The sequence below is a fragment of the Microbulbifer elongatus genome, from assembly GCF_021165935.1.
GTDB classification, from domain to species: Bacteria; Pseudomonadota; Gammaproteobacteria; order Pseudomonadales; family Cellvibrionaceae; genus Microbulbifer; species Microbulbifer elongatus.
In genome coordinates this window covers 1328155-1343281 of sequence record NZ_CP088953.1, presented here as the reverse complement: position 1 = coordinate 1343281, position 15127 = coordinate 1328155, and the positions used below count along the sequence as shown (strand labels likewise).

Here is a 15127-nt window from a genome sequence, read left to right as displayed (position 1 = left end):
CCCTCTCACTTCGTCATACCGGACTTGATCCGGTATCCAGATCCAGCACAGCTGGATGCCGGATCAAGTCCGGCATGACGGAGTTGCGGAGCGAGCACCGTAAACCCGAATTAACATTACAGATACAAAAAGCGAAGACGATGAAAGTAGTAAATTCCAAGAAGCCCACAAGGCTGCTGAAAAAACTCGGGCTGGCTACCCTGCTGCCCACCCTCCTCGCCACCGCCGCGCAACCGGCGCTCGCAGAATCTGTGCGGGAATATCGCAGCCACCAGCTGCTCGATAACCAACTGGTGATCGAAACCAGTGACAGTCAGGTAACCCTGACCCCGGTAAACCCCAGCGCACTGGAAGTGCACTACCAGCGCGACGGCATCAAGCAACTGCCGTCGTTTGCCCGCGCCGATCAGCTCAAGCGGGATGTCGCGGCGCAACTGCGTGTTTCCCAGGACGCACTGCAGTACGCCCTCGGCGATCTCACCGCGGTTATCCACAAGTCGCCGTTTGCCATCGAATACCTGCGCGACGACAAGCCGCTGCTGAGTGAAGAACACGGTTTCTTTGCCAATCAGACCATGCGCGGCTTTCGCTTTACTCTGAGTGATAATGAAAAACTGATCGGCGGCGGCCAGCGGGTACTGGGTATGGATCGTCGCGGCCATCGCCTGCCGCTCTACAACAAAGCCCATTACGGGTATACCACCGAATCGGACCAGATGTACTTCGGGCTGCCGGCGGTCATGAGCAGCAACAAATATATTCTGCTGTTCGACAACAGTGCCACCGGTGCGATGGACCTGGGGGCCAGCGAGGCAAACGTACTGCAGTTTGAAGCGCAGGCGGGCCGCACCAGTTATATCGTGGTGGCCGGAGAAACCTACCCGCAGCTGATCGAGAACTATGTGGATGTTACCGGCCGGCAGCCAATGCCTCCGCGTTGGGCGCTGGGCAACTTCGCTTCCCGCTTCGGGTACCGCACAGAACAGGAAGTGCGCGATGTGGTGGAAAAATTCCGCGAGGAAGATTTCCCGCTGGATGCATTGGTACTGGATCTTTACTGGTTCGGCCCGGATATCAAGGGCCATATGGGCAACCTGGCGTGGGATAAAAACGCATTCCCGACACCGGTGGACATGATGGCCGACCTGCGCGCGCAGGGAATTGAAACCATCCTCGTCACCGAACCGTTTGTGCTCTCGACCTCCGAGCGCTGGAGCGACGCAGTGGCAAGTAATGCGCTGGCAAAAAATCTCGCCGGCAACCCCAAGCAGTTTGAATTCTATTTCGGCAATACCGGCCTGATTGACGTTTTCTCCGAGGACGGTCGCGACTGGTTCTGGGAAATCTACAAAGACCTGAAAGAACAGGGCGTTTCCGGCTGGTGGGGCGATCTCGGCGAACCCGAGGTCCACCCCGCAGACACAGTGCACGCCATCGGTATGGCCGATGAGATTCACAACGCCTACGGACACCGCTGGGCCCAGATGCTGTTCGAAAACGAGAAGGCAGATAGCCCGGAACAGCGTCCCTTTATCATGATGCGCGCCGGCTTCCCGGGCTCGCAACGCTACGGCATGATTCCCTGGACCGGTGACGTGGCCCGGGAATGGGGTGGTCTGCAGCCACAGGTAGAACTGTCTCTGCAGATGGGACTGCTCGGCTTCGGCTATACCCACTCGGATCTCGGCGGCTTTGCCGGCGGCGAGAAGTTTGACCGGGAACTGTACATCCGCTGGTTACAATACGGTGTGTTCCAGCCGGTGTATCGCCCCCACGCTCAGGAACACATCGCCCCGGAGCCCGTGTTCCACGACCGCAAAACCCGCAATATCACCCGCGAGTTCGTCAAGCTCCGCTATCAGCTGCTGCCTTACAACTACACCCTGGCGTTTGAAAACAGCCAGACCGGCATGCCGCTGATGCGCCCGCTGTTTTTCGAAAACGAAAATGACCTGGCGCTGATGGATCACAAAGACGCCTACCTGTGGGGTAACGATTTCCTGGTTGCCCCGGTTACGGCGGAAGATGTGGATGAAGTTGCCGTGCAGCTTCCCGGCGGCATCTGGTTCGATTACTGGAACGATAACCAGTACGGTGGGGACCTGGCGAAAATTGATGTGGACCTCGAAACCATTCCGGTGCTGGTCCGTGCCGGCGCCTTTATCCCAACGGTGTCCGGTCTGAACAATACCCGCGATTACTCCAGCGCGAATCTGCGTCTGGATTACTACGCTCACGAATCCGCACCCCGCTCCAGCGGCTATATCTACGAAGACGATGGGATTACCGCGGATGCCTACGCCAAGGGTCAGTACGAGAAACTGACGTTTGCCGGAGAGCGCACCAAATCGGGTATTGCATTCCGCTTTGGCCGTGAAGGCAACGGCTATGCCGGCGCTCCCCAGGCACGCAGTATCGAGCTGGTGCTGCATAACGTAGCGCAGCCCGTTGCCGTGCAGCAGGGTGAACAGACTCTGGCGCTGGTGCGCAAGGAAAGTGCGCTGGCCGAAAATACGGCCTGGTACAACAAGCGCGCCAAGACCCTGCATGTGAAATTCAACTGGTCCGAGAAAAGCCAGAGCCTGACTGTAATTAACTAACCAAGCTACAACGCACACCTTGCAGGGCAAATCTGAGCGCATAGCGAGCACTGCTCGCTGCTCGTATTTGCGACCGGCCATGGATGGCCGGGCCGGCGTTTGCTCCATGGACGGCTGCTTGATTTGCAGCCCGAAAAATCGCCTGCAAGCAGGCTCCTACACTAGACAACAAATACCGAGCTTATGAAAAAATTTATCCACCTGTTTTTGGCCACTTCCATTGCCGCCGGCACGCTTACCGCCTGCCATCAGGAACCCACCAATACCAGTGAACCCAGGGCGGCCACGGCCGAAGTCCAGAGCAATGGCAAACCGGTCATTTATCAGGTGCTGCCGCGCCTGTTCGGCAACACCAACCCCACCAACAAGCCCTGGGGCACGATCGAAGAGAACGGCGTGGGCAAGTTCAGTGACTTCACTCCCAAAGCGTTGCAGGAAATTAAAGCCCTGGGTGCGGACTACATCTGGTACACCGGCTCCCTGCACCATGCGGTGGTGCGCGACTACAGCGCTTTCGGTATCAGCAATGACGATCCGGATGTGATCAAGGGGCGCGCGGGATCTCCCTATGCGGTCAAGGACTACTACAGTGTGAACCCAGACCTTGCCGATGACCCAGCCAAACGGCTGGAGGAATTCAGGGCTCTGATCGAACGCTCACACGATGCCGGTCTCAAGGTAATTATCGACATTGTTCCCAACCATGTAGCGCGCAATTATCAGTCTCTCGCCAAGCCCGAGGGCGTGCGCGATTTCGGGGTGGACGACGACACCAGTGTTGCCTACGCCCGTGACAACAACTTCTACTATGTTCCCGGCGAATCCTTTCGGGTACCGGTGGCGGAAGACGGTTACCTTCCACTGAACGGCGAAGCCCACCCACTGATTGACGGCGCCTTTAAGGAAGTACCGGCCAAATGGACCGGAAATGGCAGCCGCGCACCGCAACCGGCACAGGGCGACTGGTACGAAACCGTAAAAATCAATTTCGGCGTGCGCCCGGATGGCTCCCACGATTTTGCCGAGTTACCGGCAGACCTCGCGCAGAAAGACTACCGCGCACATGCCGCCTTCTGGGCTGACAAAGACATTCCCAGCAGCTGGAAAAAATTCCGTGAGATCACCGACTACTGGCTCGCCTTCGGTGTGGATGGCTTCCGCTACGATATGGCCGGCATGGTGCCGGTGGAGTTCTGGAGCTACCTGAACTCTTCCATCAAAATGCAGAAACCCGACGCCTTGTTGCTGGCGGAGATCTACCAGCCAGACCTCTACCGCGACTATGTGCACCTGGGCAAAATGGATTATCTGTACGACAAGGTGGGTACCTACGATGCGATCCGCGCAGTGATGGAGGGCAAGGCTGGCACCGATCCCCTGGTGGACATTCAGGAGAGCCTCAGCGGTATCGAAGACCATATGCTGCGCTTTATGGAAAACCACGACGAGCAGCGTATCGCCAGCCCGCAATTTGCCGGCAACCCCAAGGCGGGTATCCCCGCCATGGTAGTTTCTGCAACCAGCAGCGGCGCACCCACATTGCTCTACTTCGGTCAGGAACTGGGCGAGCCCGGTGCCGGCGATGCGGGCTTTGGCAAAGCGAGCCGCACCACTATTTTCGATTACTGGTCCGTGCCCACCATCCGTCGCTGGAATAACGAAGGGCAGTTCAATAGCGAAAAGCTCAGCGAATCCGAAAAATCCCTGCGCGACTTCTACGCCAAACTGCTGACCTTTTCCCGCCAGAGCCCGGCGCTCACCGGAGAGTACCGCGACCTGCACCGCTACAACCGGGAACGGGGACAAAACTACACGGACAAGCTGTATAGCTTTGCCCGCTGGTCCGGTGACGAGCGCCTGCTGGTGATCGCCAACTTCGCTGACAGCGACGCTACCACCACCCTGCAGCTACCAACAGCACTGGTCGAGGAGTGGCAACTGGCACCCGGTAAGTACACCCTTACCAACCAGCTGACCCAGGGCTCCGTAGAAATGGTCGTCGCCGATGACCTGTCCGCCCAGCTGCCGCTGACCGCGCCAGCGCTCGCCGGGCAGATTCTGAAAGTCACGCCATAATTATTCTCACCATCACCGGGGCGCAGGCGCGCCCCCGGTATTGTCCTCTCCCCGTATCACGCCGGCTCCCATCTTTTTCTCTGGGCCTATACCGAGCCTATACCGTGCCTATACCTTACCTATAGGCGAAACCTTCCCAACCTGATACTGTCCTAGACTTCGCAGTCAGTGGTTTACACTGAGTTTTGAGGCGCCAGCCTTGGTTTTTCAATCGGGCAAACGGGAATCAATGGGAGGATGTCGAGATGGGTGGTTCGATCAAAGAGTGGCTGATCGCGTTACTGGTGACGGTAGCGGTCGCCTTTGGAATCTACTGGTTTGCGGTGCGCGACAACGTCAAGCAGGACGTTCCCGAACCGGTTCCCGAGACTGCCCCCGAAACCCAGCCCAAGGTTAACCTCGACGAGCCCGAAGACGAGCCGGTCATTCCACCGGCACCGGAACCCACCGAGCCGGAAGATCCCCCACGCCAGCTACCCGCACTCAATGACAGCGACAGCGAGGCCCGCAAAGACATCATCAGCCTCTCCTCCGACGGCGCCCTGGTCAAATGGATCGTACCCGATGAAGTGGTGCGCAAATGGGTGGCCGCGGTAAACACCGCCACCAAGGGCGACCTGATGCACAAGAACCGTCCGTTCAAGAACGTCGACGGCAAGCTCGCGGTCAAGGAACTGGAAATCAAAGACGATGGGCAGAAGGTGTATGTACTGTCCCAGGAAAACTATCAGCGCTACGACCAGCCGGTGCGCCTGTTCGCGATGGTGGACACCGACACCGCCGTCGATCTCTACCAGTTCTGGTACCCGCGCCTGAAGCAGGCTTACGGAGAGTTGGGCCTGAAAAACAAAAACTTCCATGCCGCCCTTCTCGCCGCCATCGACCAGGCCCTCGCCGCCCCCGAAATCGAAGGCCCCATCAAACTGGTGCGCCCCACGGTCTACTACAAGTTTGAAGACGAAAAACTGGAAAAAATGCCCGGCCTGCACAAACTGATGATTCGCATCGGTCCGGACAATGCCGCGAGAGTGAAAGAGAAGCTGCGCGAACTGAAAAGTGCACTTCAGAATATGCCTTCAGAGCAATAAGTCCTCTCAAAAAAAAGCCCGCCAGAGAAATCTAGCGGGCTTTTTGTTCAACAGTTCGACCAATGCTTCGACAGACTACCGCATGGCGTAACAACCTCGACCTTTCAACTCGGTTATATTTCTGGAATTCAAGTCAAATTTTTTCTTCGTAGAATACATGATTACAGCCCCAAGATTCTGCGAGGATTTCAAGTCGGGCAGATCCTGTGGACATTGACTTAACACCGCCTTTTCACGAGTAGGCTCAAAATAGGTAATCGCCTGATCCGAAAAAATTGGTTGTCCTACATACCAGAGTTCACCGATACGATCTCCAGAGCCAGAGTCCAGCAGATACATCTCTCGATCAGCATCTGCTGTACCCACGTCTATTAACAGTGAATCCCTCCAAACGCCGGAAAACTGACTATCAAGTTCGTAGCGATGCTCGAACTTTGCTCCGCCCGTGCACGCCTTGTTTTCGAACCCAGCCAGGACCCAATGATCCGCAAACGTAGAAACCCGGATGGATGCACTATCCCAACTCGCGCACTCGTTCTCGAATTTTGGGTGCAAAACAATTTCACCAGCATTATCCATTTTTTCTTGGATCGCTACTGTGCCGATCTCCGCCACCGGTTGCTCGCACGCCAGCAGTGTCGTGGCGGCAATCACACACAGGAGATGAGGTACCTTATTCATATCTTTTCCACTATTTTTTCGTATCCGCTTCGTGAAGTGTAAGATAACGAACGACGCGATATCGTTTTACATTCTCAGGCGTTTTATCAACCCAACTACTGTTTCTTCCATACAGAACCACATGAGACTGCGCTTGCACACCACCGTCGGGAGAACCATACAGCGTCATATGTTTACCATAGGTTGGATCTATCGCCTGGTATTCTCCTGCAGACATTTTTTTTGATATTAGAATCCAGTGGTCTCCGATCCAGTCTTTTTTATAGTCTACATGTGCCAAAACCAATCCGCCTTGGCGGAGGCACTGGTCAATAGTCTGTAAATCACTTTGCTGGATCTTCGTCCCTATACCGCTGTCTTTTCCCTTCATTCCTAACGCTTGCGCACCGCGAGCAACATACATGTTCACGGTTCCAGGCTGAAAAGCCTGTGCTTTTTTCAATATCTTATTTGCGATGAGAGGGGTTAATTGTGAGGGCTGTAAATTTTCAGGCCAGTGGCTGTTGGCACTGCCAATATAGGTTGCGGCCATGGTCAGACTGGTCATCGTACAGCCGTATCCATGAATTGTTCCACTACCAAAACCAAGCTTTGTCGAACCCCACCGCTTATCCCCTTGCCGGAATACAGCGATACTACGGCCTTTTGAAGAAAGACTTTCCGCTTTCGCCGGGCCTGCCACGAGACTCTTCAGCTCACGCTCGATCATATGGTACTGATCGATCACCGACTGGGGAATTAACTCGTTAAGCCAAGCCTGAACAGAAGACAAGTTCCACTCTGACGCTTTTACCGATAGGGTGTCCACAGAGGGCACATTACCGTTTAACTTTTTCCAGGTTTTTCCGCCCGGATCGACAACCTGATCAGGGTATTGATAGCCCATCACTTTGTCTGAAATACTTTGATTGCTTCGAGTGTTAGATTCCCACAGACACCATCTTCGGTGAGCGGCTTAAATCCACCGCGAATACTCGGAAATTGCTTAAGCGCTCGATTCAACAGCTGCTGAATACAGCGGACGTCCTCACGCTTGTTGGGGGCCTTGCGCCCGACTTTGTACTGGATTGTCATGTTTCCACTCCTTGAAACCGGGATTGATTCTATCAACCCCGAAGTTTCAAAGAAGTAAAAATAGTAGGCGCACTTAACAGTTTTAGAAGTTTACTTGGCTCAATCGTACCAACTACTGCAGGCAACACCCCGCTCAACAGGTATCTTTGACGTTAGATAACCCCGCCAGACCAGTGACTTTCCGGCAAAGAATTCACCCCCAAATAGCGCGCTACATCCCCAAACAATTGATGAGTTCCGTAGATCCGCTGGCCGTTGTTGATGCCATCCCCACAGTTGATGATACGCCCCATCTGCAGGGTGCCGCCGGCGCCTCCGGCCAGGGTGACGGCGCCGGCGGCGCCGCCGTGTTTGGAGCCGTCGCCCACTTCACTGAACATAACGACCAGGGTGTCATCCAGCAGGCCTTTGTTTTCCAGTTGCTGGAGAGTGTAAGCGAGGAGTGAGTGGTACCAGCGCACCTGGGCCGTGTGGGGCACGTCACCGGGGCGGTGGGAGGCGCTGTGACTGGCGAACTCATTGTACCAGCGTGTCATGGGGCCGACGGGACCACTGCCGTCACTGTGCTGAATCCCCTGGCTGATGGCGTCTTGAGCCATCTGCCAGCATTCATCATAGGAGTAGTTCACCAGATTGCCGTTTTCATCGCCTTTGGAAAGCTGCAGGGTGGCGACGCGGTGCAGACCACAGGAGAAGGCCCCGACAATATTGTCGACCTGTGCGCGGGCCAGATGGGGGAACATCTGCCACTCGCTGGGCGACAAGGGGCTGGAGGAGGCGAAGTAGGGATCGCTCATGACATTGGTATTGAAGCTGCATTCGCCAACCTGGTTACCGGCCAGATCCCGCAGGCGCCTCAATGCGTTTTCGTGCAGGGTGAGTTTATCGCGCTGGGCATTTTCGAGAGTGACATCGGCGAGGCTGTCGAAGTCGTCCAAAATGGCCTCGTAGTAGGCCTGCCTGTCCGGGTCGATACTGCCACCGGTGCCACCACCAGAAATACCCACGGCCAGCTTTTGCGCGGCGTCTGCTGGATCGTTATTCGGAATCGGCCGATTCCCGGACGCCACATTGCGCGGCTTGGAAATCATGATGTCGGAGCGATCGCCGGTGCGCACACCCAGACTCAACACACCCTCATTGCCCAGCTGCTCGGCAATCAAGTGGTCGATACTGGCACTGCTGTAATCGATCTGGTTGTTGCCAGTAAGGATCCCGCGCATGTCGTTGTAGTGGGCACCGGCACCATCGCCGATATCCAGGGTCAGGTTCTGTAAGACGATCAGGCGGTTGTGCCAGGAAGACAGAGGTCCCAGGCCAAAACTCAGTTCCTGGCTGCCGCCGATATTACCCGGCCCCTGCTGGGGTACCCAGTTGTAGGGCACTACGCCGTTGGGGTAGTAGAGAAACAGTACCCGCTGCGCGCCACCGGTTTGCGCGAATACGCGCTGGCTAAGCATGCTGCCAGCCAGGGGCAGCAGCATGCCCGCCTGGGCCAGGTTGCGCAGAAATTTACGGCGCGAGCGGCTGCTGGATTCTTTGACCGAGGTAAAACCGAATTTATTGAAGAATTTCATTTTTATTATCTCCTAGCGGCGCAGGGTAAATGCATCGGACAGCACCAGCTCTCGCAACATATCGCGCATACCGCCGCCGTTGCGCAGGTCTTCACTGGTGGTGTGAATGATCACATCGTCGCTGGCGCCCTCTTCACGTCCAACCACATAGCGGTAGAACTGCCGCGCAAAACACGCCTCGCCCTGATCGCTACCGGCAATCAAAGCGGCCAGTTCCGGCACCGAGTAGAAGTCGTAACTGGCGCTGGTCGGGTCCATCACGGTGGCGGGGGTGTACAGGCTCTTGATGCTGCCGCTGTCGTCGATCTCGCGCTGTTCACCGGTACCGATGGTTTCAATCGTGCGATACAGGGCATCGCTGCCGAACCGCTCGAAGCCGAACCCGACACCGTCAATAAATTGGTGGCAGGCGGCGCAGGCGGGATCGGAGGTGTGCCGGGCGGTAGCCTCGCGGTTACTGTCGGTCTCTTCGAAAACCACATTGAAATCCGCGGCGGCCGGCGGCGGGAACTCCTGGCACATCAGCACTTCACGCACATACACGCCCCGCTTGATCGGCGCCGGATTGACCGTGCTGGTGCGAGAGGCAAGAAAGCTGCCGTGGCCGAGCAGACCAGTACCACTGCGGGGATCACCCGCCGGGAAAGTGCGCATGGCCCAGTCACTGCCACCAGTATCCAGTCCGTAGTGCGCCGCCAGATCGCCGTTGGCCCAGGTGTAATTGGCCGAGAGCAGCTCGCTGAACGCCGCATTGGTGCGGATATTTTCAAGCACGAACCCCACGGTTTCTTCCTTGAATGCCGCCACCAGATTGGTATCGGTGATGGCCGGGAAGGGGTACTGATTATTGATCAGCCAGCCGCCGATAAAGCGGCGCAGGCCGCGTTCGGCACGGGGATCCGCCAGCAGGCGATCCACCTGCGTGGCAATATCGAAGTCCTGCTCGGTGGCCGCCAGTAGCAGGGTATCGTCCGGGGTGGTGGCCCAGAAGGTGTACGCGAGCAGTGTCGCCACCTCGTAATTGTCGAGCCGGTAAAGTCCGCTCGCACTGTCCAGGACACCCAGCTCGGAGCGGTACATAAAGTGCGGGGACATCAGCATTGCCTGCAGCGCCAGACGGCCGTCATCGTCGCTCTGGTAAAGACCGGCATAGCGGGCAATCTCTTCGCTCTGCAGGGGGCGGCGGAACAGGCGGAAGCCGAGGGTATCCACCACACACTGCACTTCGCTACAGCCGCTTACCAGATTCATAAAGCCCGCTTGGCCGATGGCAATATCCGCCACCTGCTCCGCCACCATCTCGTATCCCAGGGTGCGGTCGTTGTCCGCGGTGAGGTAAGAGGCGGTATCGAAGTTACGATACCGACCGTCGGCGGGAACCGGATTCATCAGGGAAGCGTCAAAGTTGATCGCGAAAATATCCCGCACGCTGTTGAGGTATTCCTCGCGGGTGAGCAGGCGCAGATTGCGCTGATCCAGTGTGCTGCCGTCGCAGGCACTACCGCTGCAATTACCATTGCTCCAGGCTTCGTCGACGATCAGTCGCGCCACTTCATAGGCGCAGGCACCAGCCTCATCGCCGGTACAACTGGCGGCCGCGTCCATGGGCATAAAGTCTTCGATATATTGGGTAAGGTCGCCCAGTTGCCAGTTGGCACCGGTGCCGGCCAGTGCCTGGGCGACAGCACCTTCGCCCCGATCGCCGTGACAGCTGGCGCATTGGGCTGCGTAGAAGTTCTGCCCCGCTTCGTATTCATTGGTGGCACTGGGAAAGAGTGCCACCAGTGAAAGATCGTGCTGTGGAATCAGCAGCTGCACCTGGGGCAGCGACGGATCACTGACGATATAGGGCGCGGCATCACCGCTCCAGCCGCCAAACACAGTGCCCAGTGGCGCATCGTCGGCACTGACGGAAATGACACTGCCGATACTGTAGTCGCGGCCGCCGTCGGCGGTGGTGCCACCGACCACGGAGACCCGCGACGTGTCACCGCCAACGGGACCTTCTGGTGTCCAGGGTTCCCAGGCGCCGCCGACAAAACTGGATGACGCGCCGATATTCCGCTGGTCTCCGGTCTGCGCGCCATTGCCGCTGTTGAACACCAGGTTGACCTGGCCATTGTGCAGATCCTCCTGCTCGACGGTGTGCATCCACCAGCCTTCGCTATCGGGGCCACTCATCAGCAGTCCGGGCCACTCGGTCAGCGGCTGGTCCTGGCCATCCACGGTTACCCACAGGTGGATAAAGACCTGCGCCCAGTTTTCCGGGTTGTCGTATCGCAGGCGGATACCATCAAAACCCTCGGCGAGATCTAAGGTTGCGGTAAATTCCCCGAGGCTGGCTGCCACTGTGACCGCGCCGGTCCCCGTGCGCGTAACGAGACCGCTCTGATCGATGGTGGCGGGGCCGCTGGCAACGGACCAGCTGACCTGGCCGAACAGGTTTTCCCGGGTACCATCTGCGCGCAGGCCCACGGCCACCAGTTGCCGACTGCTTTCCAGCGACTGTCCCTGGGGTGCGATTTCCAGTCCCGTGATGGCCGTATCAATGGAGGTAACGCTGATGGTCAACTGCGCGCTGAACCCACCCTGCTGTACGGTGACGATGGCGCTGCCGGTATTGCCGGCACGCAATACAAAGTCATCGTTGCCGACCGCTTCCACCGCCACGACATTGCTGTTGCTGGAGCTGACACTCGGCGCATTGGGTACCGGTGCGGTGAAGCCATTCTGATACAGGGAATGCACCTGGACCGTCAGCGTATCTCCGCCGTTCAGTCGATCACTGTCGGCGTCCAGCTGGATTCCCACCGGCTGCAGGCCGCTACCATCAATCCACTCCCTGAACAGCGCTTCTGCTACCGGGTTGGTATAGCGGGTGCCCTTGGGCATGCGGTTGTTATCGGTGGTCTGGTAGATATACACCAGACTGTTGGCGTGATCGAAGGGGCGCAAACGGGCGGCGCCGCCGGTGGTCTCCACATTCACCAGGCGCGTGTCACCGAGCGGGGTGTCGTAGCGCAGATCCATAAAGCCACTGGCGTGACAGTGGGCGCAGTTGGTTTCGAGATAGGTACGCGCGCGCTCATCGAGATCCGCGCTGGTATCGGCGGCATTCACGAAGGCACCGTGACTGTCCGCGCTGCCGATATTTTCCGACAACAGCGCGATGGTGTTGAACACATCCAGCTGATTGGCCACCGAGGTTTCGGTCTCACCATACTGGAATTCCCGATTGAATTGACGGGTGTGCACCGCCAGGGGCTCGCGACTGCCACTTCCGATATGGCAGGATCCGCAGTCGGCGGCTGACTGCACGGCCCGCTGGCGGTTTTCAATACCGCCGTCCATCACTGTGAGGGTTTCGGTGACCAGGTCAGCGTCGGTCCCGGCGCTGTTCCAGTAATAGTTGGCCGCCTGCCACTTGCCCGTATCCTGCCGGAACAGAACGGACGTGGTAAACGGTTTGTGCGGATTCTCCGCGGTGGCAATACTCTGGTGTTTTACCAGTACGGTGCCGACCGGGAGATCCCACTGACTGGTCGCATCAAACTCGATCTGCTGATCGTTGGGCACCGCGATAAAGTGCCGCAGATTCGCGCCGTCGAACCAGCCTTCGGTATTGAGGGCATACTCGATCACCCCGCTCACCGGTTCCAGGGTTTGCAGGTTGGCAAACAGGCCGGTTTCCGAGAGCCTGGCCGGAATAACCGCCGCTTCCGCGTCATCGTCTACCACCTTGTAAATGGTCGACTGACCGCCGTACTCCACACCATAGGTGGAAACCAGCAGCGTATCGCCACTCAGGTCGGTACCGAAGGATGCAATATTTTCCGGGAAGGCGTCGCTGATCAATTCTTTGGCCTCGCCGTCCACGATGGACCAGATACGCTTAGTGACATAGTCGCCGAAAACAAAGTTGCCGCTCAGACCCGGCAGGGCGTCTCCGCGATACACCACACCGCCGATAATCGAATAACCGGTGGGGTGGGCATAACCATCCCGCGGTGGCTCGAAATCGGTGCTGCAGTTCTTGCCCGGATCACCGCCGAGGTCACCGCGGTTGTTGGTGCCTTCACACACGGGCCAGCCGTAGTTTTTCCCTTTTTCGATCAGGTTTACTTCTTCAAATCCCGCCTGACCGACTTCCGTTTCCCACAGGGTGTAGGGCGCTTCGGTATCGAAACTCCAGCGCCAGGGATTGCGGTGGCCGTAAGACCAGATTTCTTCGCGGAAACCGGGTACACCTACAAACGGGTTGTCCGCGGGAATTTCGTAGTATTTTCCATTCACCGCCTGCTCCAGCGGTTTAATACGGATAAAGGTACCCAGCAGGTTGTCGGTTTCCTGAGCGCCGTTATTGGTGCGCGGATCTTCCGGATAACTCATGGTGGCGCTGTGACCGTAGGCACCGTCACCGATACTCAGGTACAGATAATTGTCTTCCGGGTGGAACTGCATCATGCCACCCTTGTGGTCCGGCCCGCGCTGCGGCACCCGCAGAATTTCCGTGCGCGAAGAGGCCAGCGCCTGAGATGGATCGCTGGGATTGTCTAGGGTCCAGCGTTCGAGAATCGCGTCACCGTAACTGCCATCCGGTGCACGCTCATTATCATCGGTACCGTGAATGTAATAGATGTAGATATGACCATTGCTGACAAAGCCCGGGTCAAAGGCCATGCTCAGCAGTCCCTGCTCGTGGTAGTTCCGCACTTCACCGTTGATATTCAGCAGTTCACGGATTTCGCCGGGCGCCACGTCTTCACGGTTGGGAAACACAAAGATGGTGCCGGTCTTGTCCACCACGTACAGCAGGTCGTTGATACCATCGGGAATCACCATGACCGGCGACATGAACTGGCCCTGCAGGTTCGGGTAGGCCACCTCGAAGCGGTAGTTGCCTCCGGAGACATTGCCGCTGATCGGGAAGTTCAGCGGCTGCGCCAGTAGCGGACGGGTACTCGGGGGCAGGTCATCGGTGGGCTCTTCATCTAAACCGCAGCTCGCCGCGGGCTGCCACTGGGCATCGACATAGCAGGGATCGCCGCTGTATTGCAGATCCACAGTCTGCGCACCGCCATTGTCATTGAAAATGACATTCAGTGAATCCGGCATGGCGCCGTTGTTCAGCTGCGCGGTGAAGTCGTAACAGTAATTACCATTGACCTCAGTCATACCGACCCCGGGCCAACCGGGCAGGTCGTTGACGCTGCCGCCGGGTGCCGGATTCCAGAAATAGATATGGGGCGCCGCATAGTTCTGCGGATTGTCGAAACAGAGGCTGGTTGCCGTGCCGGCAGGTGGGGGCTCGGTGATTTCGCTCACGGTGATGGCCTTGCTGGCATCATCAAAGGTGATTCGGTAGCGGCCGCTTTGCACCTGGTAATCCTGCGCCGGGTAGGCTTCGTTCCAGTTCTGTTCGCGGCTGATTTTGAAGCGAGGGTTGCCTCCTTCAAAATCCTGCTCGGTCACCCATACACCGGCATCGACGTCATAGGTCATGGGGGTCGTGCCCCAGTCGTTCGGGGTGCCGCGGAACCAGGCCTCGGGCCAGGTCTGCGCACTGACATCGAGCGACAGGGAAAAAAGACAGATCAGCGCAACACAGGCGCGCAGATAGACAGCAGCAACGGAGTGTGACACTCCGGCTTTCACAGGGGCAGAAATCATCGCTATGCTCCGGGAGTTATTTTTATCCGGAAGTCCGTCCTGCTTTTGCAGGCGGCTTTTATATTTATTCGCTTGATTGACCCGGTACTGCTTCTGGCCGGCTCTCTCAGCAGGGTTGTGCTGAAACCGCAATTGCACAGGATCAAATTACGCGGTTGCGGGGAGATTACCTCCTCCTCCCCGGGGGCGTAGTGCTTCGGGATGACAAAACCTTGATCGGCTGCACCCGGTGAGCCATCGCCGGGTCACTTTTTAATGGGCAAAAAAAGCCGATATCAGAAGTGCTGATATCGGCAAGCCTTTCGACGAGAAAGAGAAGTTCGGGTCCTACCTGACCCAGGGGGTGCCTGAATCCCCGCTT

General features: G+C 57.5%; 8 protein-coding genes. 3 read left to right on the top strand and 5 right to left on the bottom strand.

Annotated elements, in window-relative coordinates:
* Positions 1–140: 140 nt before the first annotated feature.
* The 3 genes from LRR79_RS05445 (at position 141) to LRR79_RS05435 (ending at position 5764) form a co-directional block, all read left to right on the top strand.
* Complete coding sequence (locus LRR79_RS05445; RefSeq protein ID WP_231759388.1) at positions 141–2600, top strand: glycoside hydrolase family 31 protein; 2460 nt, start codon at positions 141–143, stop codon at positions 2598–2600.
* Between the two features lie 183 nt (positions 2601–2783).
* Positions 2784–4676, top strand: coding sequence for an alpha-amylase family glycosyl hydrolase (locus LRR79_RS05440; protein WP_231759387.1), 1893 nt, complete (start codon positions 2784–2786; stop codon positions 4674–4676).
* Positions 4677–4921: 245 nt separating this feature from the next.
* Positions 4922–5764 carry a DUF3014 domain-containing protein gene (locus tag LRR79_RS05435; RefSeq protein WP_231759386.1) on the top strand — a complete coding sequence of 281 codons (843 nt, stop codon included), beginning with the start codon at positions 4922–4924 and terminating at the stop codon, positions 5762–5764.
* A gap of 75 nt (positions 5765–5839) precedes the next feature.
* Here the strand turns inward: LRR79_RS05435 and LRR79_RS05430 are convergent, their stop codons facing one another.
* The 5 genes from LRR79_RS05430 to LRR79_RS05410 all read right to left on the bottom strand — a co-directional run bounded on the left by LRR79_RS05430 (position 5840) and on the right by LRR79_RS05410 (position 14766).
* On the bottom strand, positions 5840–6445 hold the full coding sequence (locus LRR79_RS05430; protein WP_231759385.1) for a hypothetical protein: 606 nt from the start codon (positions 6443–6445) through the stop codon (positions 5840–5842).
* Between the two features lie 10 nt (positions 6446–6455).
* The gene (locus LRR79_RS05425; RefSeq protein WP_231759384.1) at positions 6456–7334 is read right to left on the bottom strand and encodes a hypothetical protein; all 879 of its coding nucleotides are present in this window, start codon (positions 7332–7334) and stop codon (positions 6456–6458) included.
* The gene (locus LRR79_RS05420) at positions 7331–7519 is read right to left on the bottom strand and encodes a peptidoglycan-binding domain-containing protein (RefSeq protein ID WP_231759383.1); all 189 of its coding nucleotides are present in this window, start codon (positions 7517–7519) and stop codon (positions 7331–7333) included. The genes LRR79_RS05425 and LRR79_RS05420 overlap by 4 nt, the downstream gene beginning before the upstream one ends.
* A 152-nt stretch (positions 7520–7671) precedes the next feature.
* Entirely contained in the window at positions 7672–9096 is a 1425-nt protein-coding gene (locus LRR79_RS05415) for a DUF1552 domain-containing protein (RefSeq protein WP_231759382.1), read from the bottom strand.
* Positions 9097–9108: 12 nt separating this feature from the next.
* A complete protein-coding gene (locus tag LRR79_RS05410; RefSeq protein ID WP_231759381.1) occupies positions 9109–14766 on the bottom strand; it encodes a PQQ-dependent sugar dehydrogenase in 5658 nt (1885 codons plus the stop codon).
* Between the last annotated feature and the right edge of the window lie 361 nt (positions 14767–15127).

Bases quoted from the DNA above. Each gene is read 5' to 3' on its own strand.
- LRR79_RS05445 (WP_231759388.1), top strand. From the start codon at position 141: ATGAAAGTAGTAAATTCCAAGAAGCCCACAAGGCTGCTGAAAAAACTC.
- LRR79_RS05440 (WP_231759387.1), top strand. From the start codon at position 2,784: ATGAAAAAATTTATCCACCTGTTTTTGGCCACTTCCATTGCCGCCGGC.
- LRR79_RS05435 (WP_231759386.1), top strand. From the start codon at position 4,922: ATGGGTGGTTCGATCAAAGAGTGGCTGATCGCGTTACTGGTGACGGTA.
- LRR79_RS05430 (WP_231759385.1), bottom strand. From the start codon at position 6,445: ATGAATAAGGTACCTCATCTCCTGTGTGTGATTGCCGCCACGACACTG.
- LRR79_RS05420 (WP_231759383.1), bottom strand. From the start codon at position 7,519: ATGACAATCCAGTACAAAGTCGGGCGCAAGGCCCCCAACAAGCGTGAG.
- LRR79_RS05415 (WP_231759382.1), bottom strand. From the start codon at position 9,096: ATGAAATTCTTCAATAAATTCGGTTTTACCTCGGTCAAAGAATCCAGC.
- LRR79_RS05410 (WP_231759381.1), bottom strand. From the start codon at position 14,766: ATGATTTCTGCCCCTGTGAAAGCCGGAGTGTCACACTCCGTTGCTGCT.